Source organism: Halobellus sp. LT62 (assembly GCF_037031285.1).
Taxonomy (GTDB): Archaea; Halobacteriota; Halobacteria; order Halobacteriales; family Haloferacaceae; genus Haloquadratum; species Haloquadratum salinisoli.
In genome coordinates this window covers 537,995-562,978 of the sequence record NZ_JAYEZO010000002.1, presented here as the reverse complement: position 1 = coordinate 562,978, position 24,984 = coordinate 537,995, and the positions used below count along the sequence as shown (strand labels likewise).

22 protein-coding genes are annotated in these 24,984 nt (G+C 56.3%); 11 read left to right on the top strand and 11 right to left on the bottom strand.

Going from position 1 to position 24,984, the window contains the following annotated elements:
* Nucleotides 1-255 precede the first annotated feature (255 nt).
* Complete coding sequence (locus tag U5919_RS12155; protein ID WP_336024655.1) at nucleotides 256-1,323, top strand: cation diffusion facilitator family transporter; 1,068 nt, start codon at nucleotides 256-258, stop codon at nucleotides 1,321-1,323.
* An 8-nt stretch (nucleotides 1,324-1,331) separates the two neighbouring features.
* Here U5919_RS12155 and U5919_RS12150 read toward each other — a convergent pair whose 3' ends face one another.
* Nucleotides 1,332-2,585 (bottom strand): tRNA (N(6)-L-threonylcarbamoyladenosine(37)-C(2))-methylthiotransferase, encoded by a 1,254-nt coding sequence (locus U5919_RS12150; protein ID WP_336024653.1) that lies wholly within the window; start codon nucleotides 2,583-2,585, stop codon nucleotides 1,332-1,334.
* Between the two features lie 217 nt (nucleotides 2,586-2,802).
* Between U5919_RS12150 and U5919_RS12145 the strand changes: the two genes are divergently transcribed.
* Nucleotides 2,803-3,993: an ABC transporter substrate-binding protein gene (locus U5919_RS12145; RefSeq protein ID WP_336024651.1), complete on the top strand. Its 1,191-nt coding sequence runs from the start codon at nucleotides 2,803-2,805 to the stop codon at nucleotides 3,991-3,993.
* A gap of 128 nt (nucleotides 3,994-4,121) precedes the next feature.
* Here U5919_RS12145 and U5919_RS12140 read toward each other — a convergent pair whose 3' ends face one another.
* Nucleotides 4,122-4,967 (bottom strand): formate/nitrite transporter family protein, encoded by an 846-nt coding sequence (locus U5919_RS12140; RefSeq protein ID WP_336024649.1) that lies wholly within the window; start codon nucleotides 4,965-4,967, stop codon nucleotides 4,122-4,124.
* 198 nt (nucleotides 4,968-5,165) lie between these two features.
* Between U5919_RS12140 and U5919_RS12135 the strand changes: the two genes are divergently transcribed.
* From U5919_RS12135 to U5919_RS15935, 3 genes are all read left to right on the top strand, one after another.
* On the top strand, nucleotides 5,166-6,446 hold the full coding sequence (locus tag U5919_RS12135; protein ID WP_336024648.1) for a tyrosine-type recombinase/integrase: 1,281 nt from the start codon (nucleotides 5,166-5,168) through the stop codon (nucleotides 6,444-6,446).
* A 663-nt stretch (nucleotides 6,447-7,109) separates the two neighbouring features.
* Nucleotides 7,110-7,823: a DUF8102 family protein gene (locus U5919_RS12130; protein ID WP_336024647.1), complete on the top strand. Its 714-nt coding sequence runs from the start codon at nucleotides 7,110-7,112 to the stop codon at nucleotides 7,821-7,823.
* Between the two features lie 321 nt (nucleotides 7,824-8,144).
* Complete coding sequence (locus tag U5919_RS15935) at nucleotides 8,145-8,519, top strand: ferritin-like domain-containing protein (protein ID WP_425604228.1); 375 nt, start codon at nucleotides 8,145-8,147, stop codon at nucleotides 8,517-8,519.
* Between the two features lie 93 nt (nucleotides 8,520-8,612).
* Here the strand turns inward: U5919_RS15935 and U5919_RS12125 are convergent, their stop codons facing one another.
* The 4 genes from U5919_RS12125 to U5919_RS12110 form a co-directional block, all read right to left on the bottom strand.
* Nucleotides 8,613-9,632, bottom strand: a complete 1,020-nt coding sequence (locus U5919_RS12125; RefSeq protein WP_336024643.1) for a DUF5305 family protein — start codon at nucleotides 9,630-9,632, stop codon at nucleotides 8,613-8,615.
* Nucleotides 9,629-10,057 carry a hypothetical protein gene (locus tag U5919_RS12120; protein WP_336024641.1) on the bottom strand — a complete coding sequence of 143 codons (429 nt, stop codon included), beginning with the start codon at nucleotides 10,055-10,057 and terminating at the stop codon, nucleotides 9,629-9,631. Before U5919_RS12120 ends, U5919_RS12125 begins: the two co-directional genes overlap by 4 nt.
* A 74-nt stretch (nucleotides 10,058-10,131) precedes the next feature.
* Complete coding sequence (locus U5919_RS12115; RefSeq protein ID WP_336024639.1) at nucleotides 10,132-11,139, bottom strand: signal peptidase I; 1,008 nt, start codon at nucleotides 11,137-11,139, stop codon at nucleotides 10,132-10,134.
* A 23-nt stretch (nucleotides 11,140-11,162) separates the two neighbouring features.
* Nucleotides 11,163-11,717: a hypothetical protein gene (locus tag U5919_RS12110; protein ID WP_336024636.1), complete on the bottom strand. Its 555-nt coding sequence runs from the start codon at nucleotides 11,715-11,717 to the stop codon at nucleotides 11,163-11,165.
* A gap of 1,155 nt (nucleotides 11,718-12,872) precedes the next feature.
* Here U5919_RS12110 and U5919_RS12105 point away from each other — a divergent pair.
* Nucleotides 12,873-13,142: a type II toxin-antitoxin system HicB family antitoxin gene (locus U5919_RS12105; protein WP_336024634.1), complete on the top strand. Its 270-nt coding sequence runs from the start codon at nucleotides 12,873-12,875 to the stop codon at nucleotides 13,140-13,142.
* A gap of 181 nt (nucleotides 13,143-13,323) precedes the next feature.
* Here the strand turns inward: U5919_RS12105 and U5919_RS12100 are convergent, their stop codons facing one another.
* Nucleotides 13,324-14,052: a DUF308 domain-containing protein gene (locus U5919_RS12100; protein WP_336024631.1), complete on the bottom strand. Its 729-nt coding sequence runs from the start codon at nucleotides 14,050-14,052 to the stop codon at nucleotides 13,324-13,326.
* Between the two features lie 283 nt (nucleotides 14,053-14,335).
* On the opposite strand from U5919_RS12100, the gene U5919_RS12095 reads away from it, so the two are divergent.
* Nucleotides 14,336-14,995, top strand: coding sequence for a tyrosine-type recombinase/integrase (locus tag U5919_RS12095; protein WP_336024629.1), 660 nt, complete (start codon nucleotides 14,336-14,338; stop codon nucleotides 14,993-14,995).
* A gap of 93 nt (nucleotides 14,996-15,088) precedes the next feature.
* Here the strand turns inward: U5919_RS12095 and U5919_RS12090 are convergent, their stop codons facing one another.
* A complete protein-coding gene (locus U5919_RS12090; protein ID WP_336024628.1) occupies nucleotides 15,089-16,156 on the bottom strand; it encodes a hypothetical protein in 1,068 nt (355 codons plus the stop codon).
* A 157-nt stretch (nucleotides 16,157-16,313) separates the two neighbouring features.
* A complete protein-coding gene (locus U5919_RS12085; RefSeq protein ID WP_336024626.1) occupies nucleotides 16,314-17,432 on the bottom strand; it encodes a hypothetical protein in 1,119 nt (372 codons plus the stop codon).
* Between the two features lie 285 nt (nucleotides 17,433-17,717).
* On the opposite strand from U5919_RS12085, the gene U5919_RS12080 reads away from it, so the two are divergent.
* The 4 genes from U5919_RS12080 to U5919_RS12065 all read left to right on the top strand — a co-directional run bounded on the left by U5919_RS12080 (nucleotide 17,718) and on the right by U5919_RS12065 (nucleotide 20,980).
* Complete coding sequence (locus U5919_RS12080) at nucleotides 17,718-18,305, top strand: nucleotidyltransferase domain-containing protein (protein WP_345786355.1); 588 nt, start codon at nucleotides 17,718-17,720, stop codon at nucleotides 18,303-18,305.
* Nucleotides 18,298-18,786 (top strand): DUF8154 family protein, encoded by a 489-nt coding sequence (locus U5919_RS12075; RefSeq protein WP_336024622.1) that lies wholly within the window; start codon nucleotides 18,298-18,300, stop codon nucleotides 18,784-18,786. The genes U5919_RS12080 and U5919_RS12075 overlap by 8 nt, the downstream gene beginning before the upstream one ends.
* 68 nt (nucleotides 18,787-18,854) lie before the next feature.
* The gene (locus U5919_RS12070) at nucleotides 18,855-20,240 is read left to right on the top strand and encodes a type I restriction enzyme endonuclease domain-containing protein (protein WP_336024621.1); all 1,386 of its coding nucleotides are present in this window, start codon (nucleotides 18,855-18,857) and stop codon (nucleotides 20,238-20,240) included.
* A complete protein-coding gene (locus U5919_RS12065; protein ID WP_336024619.1) occupies nucleotides 20,237-20,980 on the top strand; it encodes a M48 family metallopeptidase in 744 nt (247 codons plus the stop codon). The genes U5919_RS12070 and U5919_RS12065 overlap by 4 nt, the downstream gene beginning before the upstream one ends.
* A 344-nt stretch (nucleotides 20,981-21,324) precedes the next feature.
* Here the strand turns inward: U5919_RS12065 and U5919_RS12060 are convergent, their stop codons facing one another.
* A complete protein-coding gene (locus U5919_RS12060; RefSeq protein ID WP_336024617.1) occupies nucleotides 21,325-23,427 on the bottom strand; it encodes a DUF7845 domain-containing protein in 2,103 nt (700 codons plus the stop codon).
* Nucleotides 23,428-23,514: 87 nt separating this feature from the next.
* Nucleotides 23,515-24,984: a preprotein translocase subunit SecY gene (gene secY / locus U5919_RS12055; protein WP_336024616.1), complete on the bottom strand. Its 1,470-nt coding sequence runs from the start codon at nucleotides 24,982-24,984 to the stop codon at nucleotides 23,515-23,517.

The window sequence follows — 24,984 nt, the reverse complement described above, 5'->3', positions numbered from 1 at the left end:
TACGCAGCCTCGGCTCTACGACAAACGAGTACCTTCGGCAGGCGATTGCTGTCCAAGAAACAACAGGGCGGGAATGGAAGGGGCCGCGCTCTCGACGACGGCGCGCGACGAAAGCACCGCAGCGAACGGAGTGAGTCGAGAGCGCGGGGGCTTCCGGGGGCCTCCTCGTCCCCGTGTCATTAGCAACTGGTCTGTCTCCCAATGGTTCGAATGGCGACCGAAGCGACTTAGCGCCCCCGCGAATACGCTCAGACGATGAGCGACGACCGGAGGCGAACCGTCCGCCGCGTGGGGCTCGTCATCCTCGCGGTCAACCTCGCACTCGTGCTCGCGAAGGGCGGCGTCTGGGGCGTCACCGGCAGCCTCGCGATCGGGTCGGAGGCCGTCAACAGCCTCGCCGACAGCGTGTACAGCCTCGTCGTCGTCGCCGGACTCTATCTGACGACGCAGCCGCCGGACTTCGAGCACCCGCACGGCCACGAACGCATCGAGCCGTTCGTCTCGCTGTTCGTCGCCGTCGGCGTCTTCGCCGCGGGAGCGGCGGTGCTGTGGAACGCGACGATGTCGGTGCTCAACGGCACCTACGGCGTCGAGGCCGGTGCGGCTGGCGTCGCCGTGCTGCTCGGAACCGCGGGCGCGAAGTACGGCCTCTACCGCTACTGTCTCCGAGTCGGCGAAGAGCGCCACTCGCCCGCCATCGTCGCCGCCGCACTCGACAACCGAAACGACATCCTCACCGCCGGCGCGGCGCTCGTCGGCGTCGTCGGCGCGTCCGTCGGCGCGCCCGTGTTGGACCCGATCGCCGCCGGCGTGGTCTCGCTCGGCATCTTCTACACGGGCTATGAGATCGTCCGCGACAACGTGAACTACCTCGTCGGCGCGGCCCCGCCGGAGGAACTCCGCCGCGAGATCCTCGAACGCGCCTTGGCGCACCCGCAGGTCCGCGGCGCGCACGACGTCGTCGCCCACTACGTCGGCCCCGAGGTCGACGTGAGTCTCCACATCGAGGTCGAGGGCGATATGACGCTGTTCGAGGCCCACAATATCGAGTCCGCCGTCGTCCAGTCGATCCGGGAGATGCCGGAGGTCGATGACGTGTTCGTCCACGTCGACCCGAAGGAACTCGGCGAGTGGAAGGAGAACGCCGAGGCGAAGCGGCTCATCGGGACCGCAATCGCGCGAGAGCGAGGCAACGTGCCCAGAGAGCGACGGTCGGACGGTGACCGCGCCAAAGATAGCGATGGCACTGGCGGCGAGGATAGCGACACCGCTGACGATGACAGTAGCGGTGGCGCTCGCGATGTCGACAACGACAAACAGTGAACCGCCGGTCAGACCGGATCGCCGAACGCGTAGACCGTCTGGTGACTCGTGACCTCGACATCGAGGAAGTCACCGGGTTCGATTTCCTGCTCGTCCGCGTTGCGGACGATGATCTGTCGGTAGGCCTCGTCGCGGCACTTCATCGAGTCGCCCGTTCCCTCGCGGACGGCCATTACCCGATGCCTATCGCCGATCATCGACTCGTAGGCCTCGGCGACGATCTCCCGCTTCAGTTCTGACATCGCCTTCGAGCGCTCCTTTTTGATCGTCCCGCCGAGGCCTTTCATCTCGGCGGCGTCGGTGCCGGGGCGCTTCGAGAACCGGGTGACGTTCACCTTTTCTGGCTTCACCTCGCGGAACAGCGCCATACTTTGGGCGTGGTCCGCGTCCGTTTCAGTCGGGAAGCCGACGATGAAGTCCGTCGAGAGCGTCCAGTAGTCCAGTTTTCGATCGAACGTCTCGACGGTCTCGACGAACTGCTCGACGCGGTGCTGTCGGCGCATATCCTCAAGGACCGTATCGGAGCCCGACTGGACCGGTAGGTGGATGAAGTTGTACAGCTCGTCGTGACGGTCGAACACCGCGGCCAGTTCCTCGCGGATGCCGTGGATCCCGCCGGGATTCGCCATCCCCACGCGGACGCGGAAGTCGCCCTCAATCTCCGTACAAATTCGGTCGAGGAGTTCGGGGAGTTTGCGCTCGCCGGTGTCCCAGCCGTAGACACCGGTGTCCTGTCCCGTGATCCGGAGTTCTTTCGCGCCCGCGTGGACGAGCGCGCGAGCTTTCTCGACATTCTCCTCGACGGGCGGGGAGTCGACGCGGCCGGTCGCGAACTTCGTGATGCAGTACGAGCAGTTCGACAGGCAGCCCCGAGCGATGGGGAGGATACCGACGACGCCGTCGAGAATCGGTTCGGTCCCCGGTCCGGGCGTCGGGCACTCGCCGTTCGTGACCGCCGCGGGGACGTCGTCCCAGTGGAGGATCTGTGCGTCGACACCCTCCTCGCGGAACTCCTCGCCCTGTGCGAGCGCCATACAGCCCGTGACGATGAGATCAGCCGTCTCCGACTGCAGTTCTTTGGCCCGACGAAGCATATTGCGCTCCGTCTTCTCGACCACCGTGCAGGTGTTCATAATGGCGACGTCGGCCGCCTCCGGACCGTCGACGGGGTAGTGGCCGGCGTCGCGGAGCGCGCTCTCGATCTGCCGGCTCTCGCCGCGGTTGGAGGTGCAACCGTACGTCTCGATGTGGTATCGGGCCATTCAGTCGGTATGAGGTATCCGATCCGCGGGCAAAAGCGCGACGGTTCGAGCGGAGTTCGGATGCGAACGCGGGAGCAGGCGACCCAGCACAGTGCAGCCCCCGCCAGAACAGTCCGCGATGCTCCCGCTACAGGAGGCTACAGATGGGGCACGTGCAGCCTGTTTAGGCACACCTAAAAATAGGAAGCCATTTGTAGTATTAGGTAGGCCTAAAAATGTGAACCGTAAACCGAAGCGGAACGCGGCACTGACGCGACGTGACTACGTAAGATACGGCGGCGCAGTCGTCGGTGGCGGACTACTCGCCGGCTGCACCGGTGGTTCGGGAGCGAGTACGGCGTCGACCGAGACCGACGCCTCAGCCGAGGAGACCGCACAACCGACAGCCGACGATCAGTCCTACACCGTCTCGATGGAGCCAGTTGGAACTGTGACATTCGAGTCGGTCCCTAAGCGGTGGATCGCGTACGACGGAGGCTACGCCGATATGGGCGTCGCACTCGGCAAAGGAGACGGAATAACGGGTATCGGCGGTGCCGACCGCTACTACACCTACGTCTACGATGAACTTCCCGGCGTAAGCGTGGACCGAGAGCGAATCGAGGCGAATCCCGAGGTACGGACGAAAGAGCAGTTCTACGAACTCGACAACGACGTCCACCTGTATGATCCGAACATGCTCGTCCACTGGTTCGACTGGGGGCAGTCAGACGTCGAGGAGATCGCCGACAACGTCGCCCCGTTTCTGGGCAACCTGATCTTCCGCCGGTCGGATGGATGGCACGACTATCGGTACTACACCCTGTATGAGGCCTTCGAGAAGGTAGCGGAGGTGTTCGGAGAGCAGGAGCGTTACGAAGCGTTCGAGCGACTCCACGACGACTTCATCGCGGAGATTCAACGACAGCTACCACCGGTCGATGAGCGACCGAACGTGTTTCTCACCTACGAGGGGACCACCGAACCCGAGACCTTCTCGCCGTACCGCCTCAACGACAAGGGCACGAGTAAGAAGCAGTGGCGCGACCTCGGAGTCAGCGACGCACTGGCGGGAACGGACATCCAGAACCTCAGCACCACGAATCGCGGCGAACTCGACTACGAGAATCTGCTGGAGGTCGGTCCGGACGTCATCCTCGTTCGCGGACACGAACGGAAGTCGGCATCCGAGTTCCGCGAGACGGTGCTCGCGTATATGCAGGACCACCCGGTCGGCGGTGAACTAACCGCCGTGAAGAACGCACGCGTCTACCGCGGTGGCTACCTCAATCAGGGACCGATCCACAACCTGTTCCTGACCGAACGGGCGGCGAAGCAGCTCTATCCCGACGTGTTCGGCGCAGTGACGAGTGATTCGGAGCTGTTCGACCGACAGCGGGTGGCAGATATCGTCAACGGAGCGATTTGAGGACGTACTGAAAGAACCCACTCACGCGAAGCGGTCAATCGGACGGCACGCCGACACGTTTTGCAACTGCCTGTTCAGAGCGTCACGTTCGCGAAGGCGCGAGCGACGGTGTCTCGTTCCGTGACCACTCACTCGTTCGTATCTGCGGCCTCGAAGTCGACGTCCTGCTTCTCCCCGGCCAACGCAACGTGGCCATAGTTGAGCAGGCCGACAAAGACACCTCCACCGACGATGTTGCCGATTGTCGTCCAGAGAAGAAAGTGGCCAAACTCCCCGAGAGCGACGCCTTGGCCCAGAAACATCGCTGAAAGGACCTCCGTCGTTCCGAGGATGCTGTGGTGGAACGGTCCGAAACCGATTACGGCCGTGACGATCAGCACGAAGAGAACCCGACTGACGGTGTCGCGACTGGCCGCAGAGAGCCACGTGACAAGGCCCATTAGCCAGCCGGCGATCACACCGCTCAGGAAAATCACCCACCACGGAAACGGAAGCAGCGCAGAGGCCAACGTGCCGAACGCGTCCGCGTCGAGAATTCCGAGCGCTGGCCCGAGGATCGTAATGAGGCCAGCGAATAGCGCACAGCCCACGAGATTCGACGTGTACGTTACACCCCACACGCGTCCGAGTTCTTTCAACGAGGCTCTGCCGTCGAGTACCGGCAAAATCGCCATCGTCGAATGGGCCGTGAACAGTTCCGTTTGACCGATGACGACGAACAAGAACGCGATCGAGGAGACGCCACCGAGAGTGAGCTGTTGAACGAGCGTCGACTCGAAACCGCCGGAGAACGTTAGCGCCATCCCCATCAGTAGCGCGCCGAAGCTCAGATTGAGGCCAGCAGAGAGTCCGGAGAGGAACACGCCTGTCGCAGGGCGGTTGATCTCCTTGAGCGCGTTTTCCATCTCGCGCTCCAGAATGTTACGATACGAGAGTGAGGCCCCAGCAGGCTCTGTATCAGATCCCGAAGTCATACGCTGGACGTAGATCTACAACGGGAGATCGGTTAAAACGTCCACAAAAACACGACCGCTAGGCCTGTCCGAAGAGAGAAATCGTCAGGTCGCAAAAAAAAGATAGTCTGCCGTTCGAGAACGGTTTTCCTTAGTTTCCGAACATCTCGCGCGTTTTAGTCCATAATTGCTTAATACCTGCGGGTAGTTAGGCAGTTTATGGTGAACGTCGACGACACTAACAACACCACTCAGAAGCTCGAAAATCAGTGGAGACTGCTTGAAGAGTCCGATATCGACGATTCCGATCGGGAGGCTATCCGAACCTTCGTCAGGATCCACCGACAGGGGAACGAGAACCTCGAAGACAACACACTCTATCAAGATCTCAGTGCACTCCGGCTTGCCTCTCAGTACGCTGACCGCCCGCTGGTGGAGATGACCCAGATTGTGCTTCGGAATCTGTGGGCGACCCTCACCGCTCCGAAAAGTCAGGGAGGTCGAGGACTCGCGCCGAACGGGAGTGGAATTTATAATTATGAGCGGACCCTCAGAGTCTTCTTCAGATGGCTCGACAACCAACCGGACTATCCCGACTTTCCCTTCTGGGAGGACATACAGACCTCGTCTATGTCGATTGACCGAATTGACGAGGATCAGATCCTTGACGAGGAAGATATCGCACTGCTGAAGGAAGCAACGCGGAACCCACGAGACAGTACTTTCATCGAATTCCTCGCCGACAGTGCAGCTCGAATTTCCCTCGCCTCGCAGCTCCGAGTCAAGGATATCCACGACCTCGATACCAAACGTCCGTACTTCACACCCAACCCGAACGGGAAGGGGCACAAAGGTGCGCCCGACAAACAGTACCCGATCCTTCGGAGCCGTGCCGATCTCCGAACATGGATCAACTACCACCATCCGGACCCTCGACCGAAGGCTCCGCTCTGGCCGGTCCTTCGCGGATACGATGAAGAAAACCCCCAAGAGTGTGCTGTGAGCGGGGAAAGTCTCCGCAGTTCGCTTTCGCGGGCGGGCAACCGTACAGACATCGACAAGCCCGTGAATCCGCACAACTTCCGCCACACCGCCATCACTCGGCTCTCCAGGGAAGGCTATTCGCCTCAAGAGATCCAGCATATCGCCGGCTGGGCCAACGACCGAATGATGGAGAAGTACGACCACACGACTGCCCGCCAACGGAACGAACAGATCGGTCTCAAGGCGGGATACATCGAGGAATCGGAGGCAGAAACCGATCCATCGACGCCTCAGTCGTGCGGAAATTGTCGAGAAACCCTCAGTCCAGGGGCGCAATTCTGTCCGCGGTGTGGTACACCAACGAGCGAGGAAGCGCAAGCAGCTCTGGACGCTCAAGACGACCGAGTGGTCGAATCCGCGGCGCGTGCCGACGATAATCTTGCCGAGGCCGTCCTCGAACTCCGGCAACTCTTCAATGAGTACCCGTCTCTTCGGCGCGCCACAGCTGACTTCTGAGCAGGCGGTCGTCACTCTTCTTCCTCCACGTCGACGAGATCTAACGCCCGCCGTGCATCCGACGAAATCGGGAGATCTGATCGGGCAAGCTGTCTGAATGTCTCCAGATGGGTTTGCACGATGTCCCCGGGAGAATTAGTCGAGGCACTCATCGAATCACCCAAGTAGGTAATTCAGATCGTTCAGTCTGCGAATTGTACGTCGTCCGTCGTGTATGTTTGCTGATTTTGTCCTGCATTCGAGTCGGTGAATGCGGACAGACCGACTGGGCAAGGAGTACCGGAGTGGGCCCGAAACCATTTTGTTAGTCGGAAACCGACTAACGCCCACACCGGTACGCCACACGGTTCGGTGAAGTGACCTTACACACATCCACCGTCCCAATCGGCCTATCCGGCTGCGTACTTCAGACGTCGTTGACCGCGCCCCTTCCACAGAACGAGGTCGACGGCGTCGAACTCTACGACCTTCGAGCCGCGCGTATTCACTTCGGCGTTGTATCGTTCCACCTCGGAACGATCAATAGGAAGACTGGTGTCGTACCGTCCACCCATCTGCTGATTTCACCGGTGATTTCAGCGGCGTCCGTCTATTCGACTGTCTGCCACCGTTAAAATTATTTCGCGACGGTGTCTCTGTTCGATTAGGCGGATATTGACTTGTATGTCTGACGATAACGAAGACTACGAACTGTTCACAGGTGTCGACGATGTCGAAGACGAGAAGGGGCATAAGTCGGATGAGGAGGCCAATAGCGCATTTGAAAACTATAAGCCCGACATCTCTGCCCTTGAACCGGAAGATCGCCCTCGGGGAATTCTCTCCGGTACCGATCGGGAATACCTCTGCGGCTTGCGGGACTACAGCCATCAACAGAGCGAGCTCAACCGACGGCAGGCAATCCGAGAACGAACAATAAACGCCTTGAAGGACTTCAATCTGCTGTGGCTCTTGCTCGGAGAAACCGAGTGGAAGAAGGTATTCGATACCTTCGAGACCGACGAGCTGAACGATACCTTCGCGGCGATGCTGTCGTTTATGTACCTCGGTATTGGCCAAGACCCGGACCGAATGGAGAAAATCCTTGAGCACGGTCTCTATCTCGGTGCTAATTATAGCACCTCCGGACGCTGGTCGGGCAAGGCTAACGACGTCGACGTATCGATCGATATCGATTACGACCCCGATATTGAGGCACTCTATGAACGCGTAGAGGAAGGTGAGGGCGATCAATTAACACCAGGAGAAATTGGTGCCCTCGTGCAGTCAGGGAAGTTGGAACCCGGCGATCTGGAGAAGTTGGAGAAGACTGGACCGGGATTCCCTAGCGTCTACGTTGGAGGAGATTCGACCACTGGATCGGACAGAAGCAGATAATAGCTATTGTTCAGGGTATTACAGAACTATTCGCAAGAGTTCATTTCACGCTTTTGAGACTGAATCACCTATCAAAGCGTGATTGCATACCCAGCTTTTGCGCTGCGGACCGGCTTCGCCGGTCCTCGGCAAAAGCTGGAACAAAAGCACTGCGTCACCCCCTCAGCGGGTCGAAGACCCGCTTCGAGGGTTCCTTGGCCCGCTCGCTCACTACGTTCGCTCGTGGTACGTAACTCGTCTGCACCGAGCGATTCAACCAAACTTGCTTTCCACTCTTCCTCTTGAACCTCCCCTCAGTAGCTGTGATTATAGAGAGATAATCTGGGGTTACGAAGAGGCCCACGTCGACGTGCTTATACAGGCGGTGACGATCCCGTTTCGGAGGCCCAGTACAACTTCGATGTCGCGAACGTGGACAGGTCCTTGGCCACTGCACGCTCCTTCGAGAAGACGGGTGTCGGCGCGTATACTGGAGGGGGACGGTTTCTCGAGAGTTCTGACCTGGTGAGGGACGCAGTGTCGATCCACAGCGTAGAGACGAATCACTGGTCACTGCTCAACGACAGCAACAGGGGGTCGAAGATCCCAAACGCGTTCAACTTCCCCTCTCATAGGACGAAGTTCTCGAAGTGGTCGGTCCAGACATTCAAGCGGGAGATTAAAACTCCGAATAAGGCCCAACCATCAAACACCTAGCAATGAGATACGCGCTGTGGACTTACCAACCATACTCTGGCAAGTAGACCACCGACTTAGCTACACGTCACAGTCCATCGTAGGGTTACAGTTTTATTCCTTACGTCGGGGCCAGTCGCCGTAGTAGTACACGACCGGGCCGTCGATAACGACATACACATCCTCGCTCCTGTCGAATAATACCCGTTTTCTGGAGTCGATGGCAATCCCGACGAGATCCTCAAGCGAGTCCACCGATACATACTTACTGCCCATAGAGGGAGGGATAGTCCCCGCTGAAATCCACTCCGAATATCGCGTACGATGTACCTGCTCCGCCAGTATATCCTGCCCCCTCACGCGACGGAAGATAAATTCGATAGCCACCGCCAGGAGTAACACTCCAACGCCAATCCCGGCCGGCACCAAATACGAGAATACGCTTCGCGTGGGAAGAATGACTTCTCTGGTCTCCGGCGTACTCTCTGTTTTCCCAATTGTGAGCGGCTTAAACGAGTATAAATCCTGTGCGAGACGGAGAGATGAAGTCTCGCTTATGCTGCCTGAATAGAGACTCGTCTCATACGATGTCGTTACCCGGATGAATATATGGAGTGAACTCTCAGCCCCGATTTCACTCCGAATCTCATCGGTTTGGTCCTTTAACTTAGGGATATCGAGCGTTGCCGACGTGTTCAATGAACCATCTGAAGTCGTTACCTGTTGCTCCTGGAGGGTTCTGGAACGCTCCCAGAACACAGTGCCACCGTTAGTGGCCTGCATAACAAGCTCAAGCTGTTGAGTCAGATGTACATCTTCATCTGGAGGGACAGTCGTTTGGACGGTGAGTGTCGCATTCGGCGTTGCAGGCAACAAGTAAATGGTCTTATCTCTCAACTGAGTACCCTGTTGGTACAGATCACTCTCTCCCGTTACGTTGGCACTAGTATGGAGCGTTGATTCGATCGTTTGTTGGTTCGTATTATCAGTGACCGTGGTCGTCGGTGGGTGAGTATAGATCCAGCCGGCACTCCCCATCAAGAGCACCCCCACGACAAAGAGAATGATGACGAACTGGCGACCATACGTAGCAACAAGTAGCTTCGCCCGGACGATCCCTGGAAGTCCAATCATTCGTTGACCGGGGCATTTCGGTCCGGAGCACTTACCTCAAGGCTTGGTGCCGTCGCGGACACATGGAAATAAACGGTCTCGGTGGTCAGCGAGGTATCATCCGGAATCATTATTTTCACGGTTTGAGTGTTCTGTTCAGCCAGGGTAAACGTGGTTTCGTTCCCGTCGTTGGTCCCATCCACGACGAGGTCTCCAATCTGCGTCGAATCGGAACGGAGTGTCACCGTCACCGTGACGTCCTCTTCTAATCTATTTGTTACGTTCACTAACGGATCAGTCGCGTTGATGTGGACTGCGGAAGCGACATCCAAAGAATGGGCAGCCGATTCATCGGAGGTCACGTTCACGACGTTCTCCCTGGGCGTGTCTGACGTGGAAAAGGACGCCGTACCCATTCCACCACTTCCGAGCACAAAGGCGATCATAACGATGCCGCCTGCAAGTAGGATCAGCCCGGAAGCTGTCGTTCTCGGACCCCGGCGCCGTGATCGAGGACGAGTCATCGAAACCTCCACCAGAGTTTCTGTCGCCACCGCGTTTGCGACCCTCGAAGCGGTGTGTTGCCGTCAAACAGGAGCGCATACGCCAGGAAGAACGGCAAGAACATCAGACATATAGTCGTCCCGGCAGCCAAGGCGGGATGGATGGAATGAATGGTCTTGACGAGTCCTAACGGCAACACAGCCGGATATCGATAGATCGCGATGTTCGTCTCGTATGCCCCCGACGTAGTTGGGCCTGGAATGTGGACATCGGCTGTGATGGTTGAGGCGTTTCGGGTCGAGTCCGTGATTGTCATCCCGTCTGTGCTGACGAGCCGATAGGTGAGCGGTAGCGTAGTGGCAGTGATGGATACTGTTTCTGTCGTGGCCTTGCCAACCGCGAGTGTGTTCGGGGCACTGCTCCCACCATCAACGGCGACATACACGAGCTCGTGACTCACCGCACCAGTGAGAATAATGATTGTGCCTCCGATGATAGCCGCGACGAACACCGGATGGATGACGTCGCGTACTTTCAGGAGCGATCGGCGCGGATGAGGATGCTGGCGGCCGCCATACAGTAGACTCCCTCCGATTAGGCTTATCGCAATCCCCATAATAAGCAGCCGATGTGAGTGGACGAGCGAGACATAGAGGCCCAGTCCATCGATCGTCACGGGTTCGCCCGCAAGGATCAAAACGGCCCCCGTGACCGCCTTGCGTTGGACATAGGGATACCCAGCCGCCTGGTCGGTTACGTCATTGTTGTCACCTTGGGTGATCAGGCCGGCGTCGGAGCGGCCGACGACGCGGTGGGTGACGTATTCTTCGCGCTCTTCCGACCAAAACACGATAATGTCGCGCTGGTTAATCTCCTCGGTCGGGACAACGATGTAGCCGTCATTCTGACCAATAGTCGGTTCCATACTGTCGGAGTAGACGTATGATAGTTGTACGGGTGACGCTGGAGTCGTGACTGCAAGCGCGGCGAGCACAACGATCAGGATTCCAGCGCGTGTAAACACGAAAACTCAGCTGGAGTGGTTGATTAGGCAGACACGGTTAGTGTTCCTGAGAGGTCGGAGGCGTTGGTAAGTCCGTGAGTATCTACGACGATGACGACGTAGTGGACTCCCCCAGACGCGACCCCAGTGAGGCTAGCCGAGTTACCTTCCTCGTCTGCTGTGTCGACGAGTGTTCCGGTGCTGTCGTAGACCTGGAATTGGATGTTGGCATCCGTGTCCTCGCTATCGGAACCACTGTAACTGAGTGTGATGTCGTGGCTCTCAGCGTCGAGGTTGGTGATGTTGAACGCATAGGAGGTGTTCCCGTTGTTCGGATCGCCCAGTTCGTAGTGGGCCGCGGTGTTCACGCCACCAGCGCCACCTTTTGTGAAGTCAATTTCCAGTGCTCCGGTAGAATTCTGGAAGACCAGTCCACCGGATGTCCCATCTTCGAGCGCGATGAGACCAGTGTCGTCGTTAACAACGTTGACATTAGCTTGACGGTCGACACTCCCAGTGGTAAATGCTGTTGCGGCGAACGACGCTGAAGCAACCACAAGGACAAGGGCTAGTATACCGATTTTTGCTTTCGTTTGCATAGTAATAGGTAAAATTAAACCGGGAACGTAAGTAGGTTCGGACCTAGTTATCTGATTTAATATTTAGAGCATAGTGATCTTTACAAACCGTATCTGGAGGTAATGAGTACGTAACCTTGGAATATGGTTGTGGCCGCTAGGCGCCAAAGTCCTCCACCCCCACACCAATGGGTCTGTCCAAGCGATTATGGTGAGAGAATGTCTCTACGGAGAAACGCCCGATCGCGAGGGACTTACGAGGAAACACCGACCAATTCTGCGGGATTGAAATTGAATATTTTCTTCTCCCAGATTCCCTTGGATCTCCCCACCCCCCGCATCTCGCCCGGGATCCCCGACCAATTCTAGCGACGTTCCTCGGAGGCTGTAGACGATATCGAATTGTCCCGGACCGGACTTCTCCCCAGAGTCTCCCCGGTACTGTATCGACCAATCCCCCGAGCGCCCCCGAAGGTCAAGGCGGGTGTCTTGGGAGGCACCCGTCCGAATCAGAAGGTCTATCGTTTCCTCGGGCGAAATCGAGTATTGGTCACGACAGTCGACCAATTCGGCAAGCTCGTCGCTGAAATAGTCATCACTTCATTCATCGCTGCGTTGCCGATCACCCTCGGGGCAAGGTTCGAAGCGACGACGATAGCGTGGTCGCCTCCGCGCTGGTGTCGGTGTTGACTGACAATAGTGACTCCGACCGAGTAGACCCGACTATTTCCTCGGGATTTACCTCGACCATGACGTGCTCGGGCGAGCGGATCTCGACTTCGGTGTCGCCCCGCCTTAGATCCAATTGGTCGGGGCCCTGAGTCGAGTGAATAGTTTCGCGACGAGATACTCGAACTTCGCCGTCTCTTCTCTATTGGTGCTGACCTCTCGAAGGCTGGTCAGCAAGGCCGGGAATTGGTCGGGACTTTGCCGGTGACTTGGATGAATCCAGTGCGGTCATTATGCCATCTGGTTCTCGAAGGCGTCGTCGCGACCCGACAGAAGGACCACAATCCCGGGCACTCTTAATCCGATATCAACGATAACGACCAATCAATTAGTCCTGAATGTTTCTTGAAATTACGAACTGGGACTAGGGGGCTGTAAAACCCGAATAATGGAATTCGTGCTGATTAGGCTAAATGCTTATTTCGCTCATCGTATACGTAGTACGTAATGACAACTTCGACGTGGGACAGAGATAATCACGAGGATGGGATCCGCCTCTGGCAAGAGGTTGATTGGTGTATCGCCAAAGACGTCGAAAACAGTGTTACGACTCAGGGCTCTTCGCGAGCAGCCGTATTAGAAAACCTCGGTGACGCTGTTGCCCTCCACAGAGAGACAGCCGGACGTGAGCCGCCGGATGAGGAACTCCGTGAAATGGGGATTGACCCGGAAGAGAATACCACCGGCGATCAGACTCCTCCAGACGTTCTAAAATAGATAGGGAGACGGCGTTCTTCTGCCTGACTCTACTGGGAGTGTCATAGAAGGCTTGCATACCTTGTTGAGGTTACCAGCAAATCGTTCAGTACAGATACTGTATTCAGCGGTTCACGCGAGAGAGTATTCTATTTCGAACTGCCTCGGTTAATCGGTCAGAGAGATTTATCATCATCTCTCACTACGTCCTTAGTAGACTGTAGCTCTCAAACACTCGAAGTATCACTCGTGTCCCCCAATTCAAATCCTCCGGCCTCGGATTGAGTATATTCAGGTCTGACTCTTTTTTCAATCGCCTTCCTACTCCGGGATGATGACCTTCTCCGAGAACAACGACAGCTTGGTCGTGTTTCTCACTTCTGTTTGTGATCTCTTCCGCCATAGTCTCCTCGCGTGCATAGTTTGCAACTGTGAGGAGAGCAATGAGAAGAATATAGCCACTTAGGAGCAACACGATACCGTATAGGATTGCGTTCCACACGGTTACCGGAGAAGGCCAAATGAGTACCGTAATCCCAAACAAAGAACCCCAGTTGAGAATTCCCCATATTATTCGGTTGGTGTGGATGTATTGACTGAGCGGCTCATTGTCAATCTCGTGCCACTCAACGTTATGACGAGAAGTTAGGTTTTGAACGAGCTCTACGTCTCTTCCTGTCTCCCCGCCGCTAATCTTCGACTTCATTCTTCCGTGTATTTCAACGGTGATGTAGATGTGGAAAGTGACGGCAGCAGCCAGTAGTGGTGCAATTGGTATGATCTCGAGGATAGAAATGATCTGCTCTCGGGAGGTTGATTTCTCAGCCCCCTCAGCAAAAACGACATTTAGATTGTCGAGCTGCTGTTCAATTCGTTTTTCACGCTCAGCAATGCTGTCAACGTGGGTTCCTGATGAAATCCAGATATCCATATAGTTTGATATGTGTAATTCCGTGTATATCACTGTATTGCCACTCGAGGGTGACTGGTTCATTCTGTTGGACTAAGCTGAAACGATGTGTGACATACGCAAGTACGTTCTAACAGTATTCATCTGGGTAACAGTGAAAATAACATCTTGTGAAGTCTTCTATGACTTCTCATAATCGAGTTATTTGATAACCCGATTACGTACCGACCATTGAACGGGATACTCGGGCGAAGTTGGCCCAAGCAAACCAAATATATAATCGGATATACTGTCCTATTCGATTATGGTTCGCGTCGATGACAGCGATGATGTGACGAAGTGCTGGCTTTCTCCCGACGAACTGAACCGCCTAGAGCGAACTGCTGGAGAAGGTGGCTGGGAACGTGAGGTCGCGGTCCAGCTGATGGGTCGGTGTGGGCTCCGGGCGTCGGAAGTGGGCTATCCGAGCGATAGCAATCTGCGCTACTCCGACGATGGCGACATCTGGCTCTTCGAGGTCCAGGGGAAGAATACGAAAGGTGGGTCAAAGAAGACACGCGACGTATGGATGCCCGACGCCGTCGCCGACGACATTCACAAATACAGCCGTGAACGGGGGCTCAATCTCTCCGACCCGTGGGTCGAGGCTAGCACCCCCTCCGTTCGTCGCTGGGTCAAGGAAGCCGCTCACGCCGTCGCAGAACAAACTGACGACCCACGCTGGCAGTCAGTCTCGTCCCACGATCTCCGCCGGTCCTGGGCGACCTATCATCTCGTCGAGCGCCAAGCCGATGTTCGGACTATGATGAGCATTGGTGGATGGTCCGATTACTCTGCCATCGAGCCCTACCTGGCGAGCCGACTGAGGCACGTATCGGAGAGGCGATGCAGACATAGCGCCCCCGGAGGGTGTCATAGAACTATTCACGAGGGTTTGATTTCCATCCGTAATTGGGATGAATAAGCCGTTAAAGAGAGCGTGCGTATCTCGCACGTCACTACTGTCATCAGATGTGGATTTCAGCAGAGCTGAATTTCTATACCTCTCTAGACTTAGTCAGACTGATCTTCCCCAATGTCCGGCATCCCTCCAGATTTCATCGACTATGTCTTCTAACTGATCCTCTACGCTGGATTCGAACGAAGTGACTTCAACAGGTTCCGGGGTTAGAGGATCTGTGCTGAATACTTGTCCTTCGTCAACACTTCCACGGAATCCACCGACGCCGATCCCAATTCCCTCAATGCCCAGTAGTGACAGGGACACGTATATCGGCGTTTCAACCCCTTTCTCGCGCAGCTTTCTGAGGTATTTGTTTAGGCTATTGAATATGTGTTTCTGAAAGTAGTCGGGGTTGATCAGCTCTTTATCACCTCTATCGAACGGCTCGATCTTACATACTCCTTCCACACGACCATCTCTGTACAAATCGGTGTACGCCTTGGATTCTGTTCCATCGGGGTTTGGAGCCCATCCAGTTATTCCGTCTTTGAACGGCTTTGCGTTCCAGCCATTCAGTTTGATTGGTGATAGTTCATCATCTCGGCCTAATTCGATACTATTGGCTCCGACCAATGCTGACCGGGGAACAATGTGCAGTATGATATTCGGCGTGTGTTCATAATTGACTGACAGACCGTCGTTGTTCTTGATCTTCTTGATGCGTTGATCTCTCCATAATTCCAATTCATCGAGTAATTTCGTTTCTGGACCATCATCAGAGATACCGAAGAATTGCTTCCGTAGGTCGAGATGGTGGGCGTCAAGCTCTTTTTGGATTCTCAATCCATCAATGAGCTCAAATGTCCACAGAAATTCTGCTTCGATCTGATTTTTCTTTTTGCCCTTCTTTTCCCCTCCAATGAACTCGTTGGTGACGAACACGAAGTGCTCGCAGCTGAAGTCGCCTTCCTCAATGTGTTCCTGTACTGTCTGAAGATCTTCATCAAGTTTGGATTCCCAGTCAGTTCGGAGGCTGTAGTGGAATACCGTGGTTCTGTCTCTCCGAAGAATAGAGTCTTTACCGCCGTCTCGGCCTTGGATACCTTGCGGATCAAGTCCTTCATACCCGATTCTGGAAAGAAGGAGATTACATAGATCCTCGAATGCGGAGAAGTCAGTCATTTCTCTCAGTTCGTCCCGCGTTCTACTGTACATAAATATCCTGTTCGGGTCTGGATTGAAAATTCTTCACTGTACTCAGCGATTCCTCGCCAGCGGAATCAGCGGTAATGATACGACCGATATGCTTCCTATATTGAGTAATAGCGAATCGAATATATCACGTCTCCGTGTTGCTGGATTCCTCAAAAATATCCTCGCTAAACAGCTGTTGGCTGGCTTTAGACGGCGAAATTTCTTGTCGATCCGCCCTGACAAAGCACGCGAGTTCACGCCATTGGGAGACTAAACTGATGGTACTGGCACCATCTCTCTTGACTGACTCTTCGAGCACCCAGTCCAAGTAGTGATCATACGCAATTGTACTGATAGCCCTGATTCCTCTTAGCAGTGCGATGGCTCGGAGAACTTTCGACCCATTAGATAGGTATTGATTCCAGTCGGACATCACCACGAGTCGCTCTTGACCTTCACTCTCTGAAACATCGTGGTATAGAACCGCGTCTAATGCCGCATCTCGAAAACTAACACCGAAAAGGATTGTTACGGAAAGGATGACACCTGCCCACTCGGGAGGAGTAAGCCACAGAGGGGACGACAGGTTCTCCGGTAAGAACGGAAACAAGCTAATTATAGTTAGAAGTAGAGCGATATTTGCTTCCCCATCGGATAGAAACTGACCCGCATTATTATGAGCTACCCGGACTTCGTGGGCAAGTCTTTCAGGCGGTTTGTTCACGTCGACTGTATCTTTCCGCACGTACGAGGCACCCCGTTCCACGAAATCTTCCCTAACTTCTCTCGTGAAATCTGCGCCCGGAAACCACGAAAATACCTTTTTGAATAACTGTCGTGGCGAAGGAAGTGTACCGACTGCTTCAATTCGGCTGATAAATGTAGACACACCGGATAATAGACCAGAGAGCAGGATTATCCCAAAATCTGTGATACCTTTTGTTTGTGATTTCTGGCCCTCAGAGAGTCCGAGGACCAGTAAGAATGACAGAAGGACAGCTATGAAGACGAAAATGACAATCGCCAGTCTCAACCCTACCAGAGAAGAAAGTCCGATCAAGCTCAGACCTACGAACAAAGCCGTTCCCGCTTCAATAAATAGTAGAAGCGCACCATACCCGACAAGTAGAATGAGAGCCGATTGGGGACCGATGAAATAGGCAAGGATAGCTACTAAGCCAGCAGAAACTATGGCAAATTTCCAATTTACGATTAATAGAAATAATAGAACTATCGTGGCCGATGAAAGCAGAAGTGTATTCATACAGTTATATGATTTAATAACGATAAGTATTTTTCGTAGATAATAGAGAAGCTGAAGAAAGATGGCGTCATAGAACAGTTGGGACCCAATATGCCGGTGGGTCAGAGTGGTTAACAATGTCTGCTTCGTAAGATCCCGAAGTCCAGCACGTTGTAATTAGACGAGGTCACCGCCAGAGTTTTCATACTGTTTCCTAATAGGAATCATATGCCTAATAGGAAAGGGTCAATCTCGATAGAATTGCAGTATCCGTTTCCGGAGGATCGAGTATTCCGATACCAGGCGATGCAGGACGTTCTTGACGTCCTCATCGACCAACCGTATGCGACGTACTCGATGAGCGAGCTCGCAACCCTCACGGGGGCAAATAAAGGGACAATCTCGAAGGCAGTCAGGCTGCTTTCCGAACTTGATGTCGTCGAGACTGCACAGGACGGGCGGACCCAGCAGGTCCGGATCAACCGTCAACGGCTCACGAAACCGGACCCAGTTCTATCGATACCGCAACCCGAGTTCCACCAACCAGTCCAGGCATTTCTCCAACGACTCCAAAATGAGTTGGACGAGTTAGTCGGGGTCGTCTTGTTCGGAAGCGTCGCTCGGGGAGAAGCAGATCGGGCCAGCGACATCGACCTATTGGTGATTGTCGGCGGGGACAAAACAGCAGCTCGTCGGACTGTCCAGTCGGTCGTCAGTGATCTCGAAGACCAACGGTTCGAGGGGAACCGATATACGTTCCAGCCGCTCGTCGAATCGACGGACAGCGTCCAAAGAATTGGTGACCAACTTCGTCCCCAATTTGACGATGGGATCACGTTGGTCGGCTCCGACCAACTCTCCGAGCTTCGGACCGAGGTGTATACCGATGAATGACGAGATTCGGGACCAATTGGTAGAGGCCGAGCGGACCTTCGAGGGGAGCCCCGGAACGATCGAGGAGGGATTGGACGTCGACGACGCAGAATTGGTCCAACTTCGTCGTGCGTGCCGGCTCTTAGAGGTTGGATCAAACCTCCTTGAGGAAGGATACTACACGGTCGTAATCGAGTCGGCGTTCGTTGCCATCGAGCGCACCATTCAGTTTCGGTTGATCCACGACGGAGCGATGTCTCCCGAGGAGGTCATCAGCAGCCATCGGCGTCTCTACCAACGTGGTGCCGAGGTCGGCCTCTACGACGACGCGTTCGGGGACGACCTCGCTGAACTGTGGAATCGGAACCGCACGAAGACCTATTACAGGCTTGGGATCGCAACGAAGGAACAGGCCGAGGCAATGTACCGGCTCGCCGAGGACATCCACCGGCACCTCGTCGATATGACTCGGGTGTCATACGAGTGTCTCTGTCGAGACTGATCGGCCGGTACCCTACGAATAGATGGTCGGGTGAAGGCCGGGGAGTTGGTCGGGGATAAAAAGAGATCGTGGCGTTGGACATCATCGACCACTTCGAGAACGAGGTCCCGTCGCCGTTCAAGGGAATGGTCGTCACCACCAGCAAGGAGGCGGCGATCCGGTACAAGGAGACGCTCGACAGCCTGAACGGCCCGGAGTCGCGGGTCATCGTGTCGGAGGGACACAACGACCCGGAGCACATCAAGCAGTGGACGCCCAGCGACTCGGAGAAGAGCCAGTACAAGGAGTCGTTCGTCGATCCGAACGGCGAGGTCGAGCTACTCATCGTCTGCGATATGCTCCTGACGGGCTTCGACGCGCCGGTCGCGCAGGTGATGTATCTCGACAAGCCGCTGCGCGAGCACAGCCTCCTGCAGGCGATCGCCCGCGTGAACCGCCCGTTCGAGGAGAAGACCCACGGGCTCATCATCGACTACTACGGCGTCTCCGACGAACTCAAGGAGGCGCTCGCGATGTTCAGCTCGAAGGACGTCGAGCGGGCGATGGTGCCGGTCAAAGACAAACAGCCTGAACTTGAGGCGGCCCATAGCAAGGCGATATCGTTCTTCGAGGATCTCGATGAGGTTGAGCAATGCGTCCAGTCGCTGGAGCCAGAAGATCGCCGGATCGAGTTCAAGAACGCGTTCAAGCGCTTCTCGAAGCTGATGGACATCGTCCTCCCCGACCCGATGGCGAACCCCTACCGGGACGACCTCGAGCGACTCAGCACGATCTACGGAAAGGCAAAGGAGCGCTACCGTGATGAGACGATGAATCTCGAGGGAGCGGGGGCGAAGGTCAGAAAGCTCGTTCAGGACCACATCACTTCGCGGGGCATCGAGATCCTGAACGACGAGCCGGTCTCGATAATGGACGAGGTTGAGTTCGACGCGAAACTTGATGACCTAGAGAGCGACCAAGCCCGTGCGAGCGAGATGCAGAACGCAATCAAGCACGAGATAAACGTCCGGTTCGACGAAGATCCGGTGCAGTACGGCTCGCTGAAGGAACGCCTCGAGGACCTCATCGAGAAATACCGCGAAGGAAGATACAGCGAACGGGAGACCATCGAGGAGCTCCGGAGTCTGATGGACGAGATCCGATCCCGCGACAAGCAGGCACGCGAGAAGGGACTCAGCGACGAGACCGACCTCTCGTTTTACCACGCGATCGAGGACGTCTTAGATGCACAAGATGTCGAAGAGCAAGCCGTAATCGAACTTACCGCGGACCTCGTCGGAACGGTCGAAGGATTCGTTACAAAGGTCGAATGGAAACAGCGCACGCACATACAGAGCCAGATGCGGAAGGCGGTGACTGGCCAGTTGTATCGGTCACGAATCGACCTGTCAGCTGACGAGCGCCAGGAACTGACTAACCGAGTCATCGAGTTAGCGCGGCAGCACTACCGATGAGTAAGCAACTAACCCGGCACCACCACATCGGCCAGACGGTTGTGCCCTACAGCATCAGTTGGTCACAGGATCGAGAGACCGTGTCCATCTCGATCGACAAGTCGCTGGAACTGACGGTGACAGCGCCTATGACCGCAACCTCTGATGATATCGAGTCGGTGCTTGAGTCTCGCCAAGAGTGGATCCTCGAGAAGCTCTACGGGCTGAAAGAGCAGGAGAGCCCTCCCTACTCGAAGGAGTACCTGAGCGGTGAGAAGCTCCAGTACCGAGGACGGCAGTATCCGCTTGAAGTCGTCGAGTCGGATGTTCCACAGCCTGCGCTGTCCTTCGACGAACAGAAGTTCACGCTACGCGTCCACCGCTTCGATGCAGAGGCGGACAGAGTGAGCGTTCGGCGGAAACGTCAGGCGGTCGTGGACTGGTTCCTCGAGCGCGCGAAGGATGAGCTCCCGGAGAGATCCTCTCGTTTCGAGTTGCGGCTCGGCCTCAACGACATCCCTGTCGAAGTTGGTGAGATCGAAGGGCGGTGGGGGGAGTACAATAACGGGACTGTTCGCCTCAACTGGCGTCTGGTGTGTGCGCCGGTACGCATCCAGGACTATGTCCTTGCCCACGAATTAGCCCACACGGTACACGAGGATCACTCCGACTCGTTCTGGAACACGGTCGGAGCTCTCGTTCCAGACTACGAAGACAGGCGTGAATGGCTACGATTGAGGGGGAACACGCTAGTTGTCTGACTGCTCTGCTGTTTGAACCGAAGTTCGACTCTAGATATAGTCTCAGACGAGGTGATCGTTCGATAGTACAGTACCGAGGCGCGCCGAGTCAGGCGCGCCGACCAACCCCGGCTTCTGCTGGACATCTGCCGAGCGAAGCGAGGCAGTGGTTTATTCAGGTGGCTCCTTAGCCACACCCCTAACGGAGAATTGGGTACCCCGCCTCGGAATTGACAGAACCAGTTAGATGCTGTTGGGTCACGCACCAGAATCAACACTCGAAGCGACGCTATCCGGCTCTAAAACAAGCAAAAACCACCGCTAAAAAGAGCAATCGATAGTGATGCCTCTCACGAGTCGTCGCGCTAGCCAGGGGTCCCGAGCGCGGCCGCGAAGTACTTCGGTGCGTATCGCTTGCCGTCGACAGTCGTGATGGCGGGAGCAAACGCGAAGGCAAACTGTCGAAGCGGCTCACCAGTTACCTCTGCCCATCGCCGAGCTCCCTCCCGAAGGAGCTGACGAGCCTCTCGTACCGTGGAAGGCTTGTACCCAATATCGAGGTCATCAGGGTCTGTACCCTCCGTCTGACTGATCTTTCCACCGTATTTGTCCAGCCAGCGACTCCACGGATCGCTATCACCATACGATTCCGCCCGAGTAAGTTCATCAAGGGCGTGTTCCCATCCGGATTGGATGCTCTCCGAGACTGCATCGATATAGCCTGTCAACTCTTGAGCAATGTATTTCGAGCCGAGTTGTACCTCGCCATAGGTATGATCGACAAGCGGCGCGAGACGCTTCAGCGCCCGGTAGATCGTGTCCAAATGGGTGCCAATAGATTCGGCTAACTCTTTTGGTGACTTCTTCCCACCGTCCGTGAGGAGCGTGTCCACCAGCTCAGCGTCGGTTGCGTTCATCTGCGTCATCGTCGCGAACAGTTGGTCGTCCTGTTTTGACTCGATCCGCGGCAGCTGATCGGGGAGTAGTTTCCGCCAGCGTCGCGATCCCGAGACTGCGAAGTAGTCGTCAGCGACGAAGATCTTGTTATCGGGCTCAGTCGGAAGGTTTGACCAGTCCAAGACGTTCAGAAGCGATTCGTCGAGTTCCTTGACGAGTTGGTCGAGGTCGTCCCAGTACAGTGTCCCGTCATGTATCGAGTTCTGGAAGGAGACACCGACTTTCGGGTTTTCCAAGGCGGTACCCTCAACGGCGTCCGGGTTACGCATATAGTAGTGCTTGAACTCTTTTGCGAGTTCGTGGTCACTGACGAGTTGTCCTGCCCGTCTGGAATCGATAGTCGCCGTATGGTAGTGACCAGAGCACTCTCGATCATCACGAACGGATTTTGCGTAGCCCTCCCGGTCGCCCGCCAACAGGAGCGAGATCCGATGTAGCGCGCCGTCGTATGCGATGATCTGTCCGGTCTCACCTTCTTTGACACGAACGTACAGCTCCCCGTCGACGATATTTGACGAGCGGTGAATGCGTTCAGGCGCGAAGTCCTCCGGGTGGATTGGGCTGTGACTGTTGAACCGGAATCCTTGGCGGTCTGCGAGTGCGCTGAGTGCCTGCTGTAGAACCTGGGGATACTGTTCGAAGTCCCAGTTGGAGCCTTCGACCTCGACGTCGTAGCCCTCGATGTTACACGGATTTGACATCGAGCGGAGGCCTTCCTTGGTTTCGATATCAGGCCAGCGTGGCGAGATTCGGAAGTACGCGCGCTTTCGAGCCTCAGATTTAGCGTCCTCCCACGAAGAGTATGCACTTGGATAGACATAGGTCAAGTACTCGCGAACCTCATCAAGCTCGAAGGTGGGTGAATCGCGTGGCGCGATACCGGACTCTTTGAAGCCGAACTCGACCGTCCATTCGTCTCCATCGATGTCGACGGCAGCTCGTAGCCGCCCGTGATCCTCGAAGTCGTGCTCTCCTTGGAGTGACCGAAGCCCGAAGTAGGACCGAAGCGGATTCTCGCGATCCGCACAGTCCCATTTGAGGTACGCGTGGAACTCGTGCGGCTGAGGATCGATGAAGAGTCTCGAAAAGCGCTCACTGTTCTCTTCCTCGTTTTCGGACGCGGAGCTGTCCTCCTGTTCTGCTTCCTCCTGTATGGCACTGTGATACGCGTCACAGGATTTTAGATGCTCCTCCGATGATTCCTGACTCTGTATCTCTTCCTCGCAGTGGATACACTGTGCAACCGGCTCTGCCTTGCATCGCCCCTCGTGATGATGCGCTACGTCGATATCTGAGAATTTACAGCGGCAGAATCGACATCGAGCAACGTACTTGGGCGCAAGATAGCTACGCCGCTGGGAACGCGTAGGAGTCTGTGAAGTAGTTTGTCTCTCCGACCTGATACGGTCTGCCTCCGATTGCTCGACGGACGATTGAACCGAATCCGTGTCGTCAGCAGTGACGGCTTCGGCGTCGTCGAGCTGGTCGAAGAAATCGTCCGGGTCGGTCACTGCAACCGCCCCCCGTAGGAAGAAGGTTGAAGATGCAGCGGCAGCTGGAGGCCGCTAAAGAACTTAAAGAAGTGTAGATATTCGGGACTAGTTGTTGAACATCTCGCGCATCATCGGGTGCATCTCCATCAGCTGCTCCTCTGCGATCTCCTCGTACAGCTTGTACGTGATGGAGACCGTAAGCAGCAGCCCGGTTCCGGAGACGCCGCCGATGGTTCCGAGCATATTCGCCCCCACGGCGAGCAGGCCGACGAGCGCGCCGCCGATGACCGTCACCTGCGGGATGTAGCGCTCCATAACCTTCTCTATCACTTGGGGGTTCCGCCGGAAGCCGGGGATCTGCATCCCCGAGTTCTGGATCTGTCGGGCCGTCGCTTCGGGGCCCATCCCCGTCGTTTCGACCCAGAAGATCGCGAAGATCGCGCCGCCGATGACCATAAAGATCAGGTCGATCGCGACGCGCACGGCGATGGCTGCGGGGTCCTGAGACGTGAATCCTAAGAACCACATCCAGTCCTGTCGGGACTGGATCGGTGCGACGTACCAGAACAGGCCGCCGGTGACCTGTCCCTGCGTGTACTGACCGATCCACGCGGGCATCCCCGCCCACGAGTTGTTCAGGATCTGTCCGAGGAACTGGAGGTTCGCCTGCAGCGCGCGAACGAGGATCATCGGCAGGACGCTCGCGTAGATGAGCTTCACGGGGAAGCGTCCGCGCGCGCCCTTCACGTTGGCGTGCGACAGCGGGATCTCGACGCGAACGCTCTCGGCGTAGACGACGATCCCGAAGATGAGGACCGTCGTGATGAGCGCGAGGATCTGCCCCTGTCCGAGGAACAGATCCGAGAGCCCGCCGGGCGTCAGCGGCGAGCCGATGTCGACCGCGCCGGTGACGATCCCGATCCACGTCGGGAAGAAGCCGCTCTGCCCGCCGAGGGCCTGCCAGCTGAAGAGCCCGGCGACGAGCTGTTGGCTCACGCCGGCGATGATGAACAGACCGACACCGGAGCCGACGCCCCACTTGCTGACGATCTCGTCCATGAACAGGATGAGGACGCCGCCGACGAAGATCTGCGCGAAGATGATCCCGCGGATGCCCCCGAGACCGACCCCGAGCGACTGTCCGAGCGCCTCACTCGGTGGCAGGAAGTTCCCCGCGAACACCATCGGTAGTCCCGTCAGACAGATCATCACGACCACCAGAAGCTTCTGGAGGCCCTGATACAGGATCTGATCGCGGGGATCGTTGGTGTCTAAGCCGAGCAGATCCGCACCGCCGAGCAGCTGCAGCACGATGCTCGCCGTGACGATCGGACCGATACCGAGCTGCATAATCGATCCCTGTCCGCCGGCGAGGATGCTACGGAACTGCCCGTAGAAGTCGCTGCCCGCGCCGCCGGTCTGGAGCCCGAACAGCGGGACGTTTGTCAGGAAGAAATACAGCACGAGGATCCCGGCAGTCCATCCGAGCTTCCGGCGGAACGGGACGTGTCCCTCCGGACGCGCGACTGACGGCATCCGCGTCAGCACCGGTTCGGCGGCCTCCTTCCATCCCAT

What these genes read in the sequence shown, in the direction of transcription:
- U5919_RS12155 (WP_336024655.1), top strand. Translation starts at nt 256, where the DNA reads ATGAGCGACGACCGGAGGCGAACCGTCCGCCGCGTGGGGCTCGTCATC.
- U5919_RS12150 (WP_336024653.1), bottom strand. Translation starts at nt 2,585, where the DNA reads ATGGCCCGATACCACATCGAGACGTACGGTTGCACCTCCAACCGCGGC.
- U5919_RS12140 (WP_336024649.1), bottom strand. Translation starts at nt 4,967, where the DNA reads ATGACTTCGGGATCTGATACAGAGCCTGCTGGGGCCTCACTCTCGTAT.
- U5919_RS12135 (WP_336024648.1), top strand. Translation starts at nt 5,166, where the DNA reads ATGGTGAACGTCGACGACACTAACAACACCACTCAGAAGCTCGAAAAT.
- U5919_RS12130 (WP_336024647.1), top strand. Translation starts at nt 7,110, where the DNA reads ATGTCTGACGATAACGAAGACTACGAACTGTTCACAGGTGTCGACGAT.
- U5919_RS12125 (WP_336024643.1), bottom strand. Translation starts at nt 9,632, where the DNA reads ATGATTGGACTTCCAGGGATCGTCCGGGCGAAGCTACTTGTTGCTACG.
- U5919_RS12120 (WP_336024641.1), bottom strand. Translation starts at nt 10,057, where the DNA reads ATGATCGCCTTTGTGCTCGGAAGTGGTGGAATGGGTACGGCGTCCTTT.
- U5919_RS12110 (WP_336024636.1), bottom strand. Translation starts at nt 11,717, where the DNA reads ATGCAAACGAAAGCAAAAATCGGTATACTAGCCCTTGTCCTTGTGGTT.
- U5919_RS12105 (WP_336024634.1), top strand. Translation starts at nt 12,873, where the DNA reads ATGACAACTTCGACGTGGGACAGAGATAATCACGAGGATGGGATCCGC.
- U5919_RS12100 (WP_336024631.1), bottom strand. Translation starts at nt 14,052, where the DNA reads ATGGATATCTGGATTTCATCAGGAACCCACGTTGACAGCATTGCTGAG.
- U5919_RS12095 (WP_336024629.1), top strand. Translation starts at nt 14,336, where the DNA reads ATGGTTCGCGTCGATGACAGCGATGATGTGACGAAGTGCTGGCTTTCT.
- U5919_RS12090 (WP_336024628.1), bottom strand. Translation starts at nt 16,156, where the DNA reads ATGACTGACTTCTCCGCATTCGAGGATCTATGTAATCTCCTTCTTTCC.
- U5919_RS12085 (WP_336024626.1), bottom strand. Translation starts at nt 17,432, where the DNA reads ATGAATACACTTCTGCTTTCATCGGCCACGATAGTTCTATTATTTCTA.
- U5919_RS12080 (WP_345786355.1), top strand. Translation starts at nt 17,718, where the DNA reads ATGCAGGACGTTCTTGACGTCCTCATCGACCAACCGTATGCGACGTAC.
- U5919_RS12075 (WP_336024622.1), top strand. Translation starts at nt 18,298, where the DNA reads ATGAATGACGAGATTCGGGACCAATTGGTAGAGGCCGAGCGGACCTTC.
- U5919_RS12065 (WP_336024619.1), top strand. Translation starts at nt 20,237, where the DNA reads ATGAGTAAGCAACTAACCCGGCACCACCACATCGGCCAGACGGTTGTG.
- secY (WP_336024616.1), bottom strand. Translation starts at nt 24,984, where the DNA reads ATGGGATGGAAGGAGGCCGCCGAACCGGTGCTGACGCGGATGCCGTCA.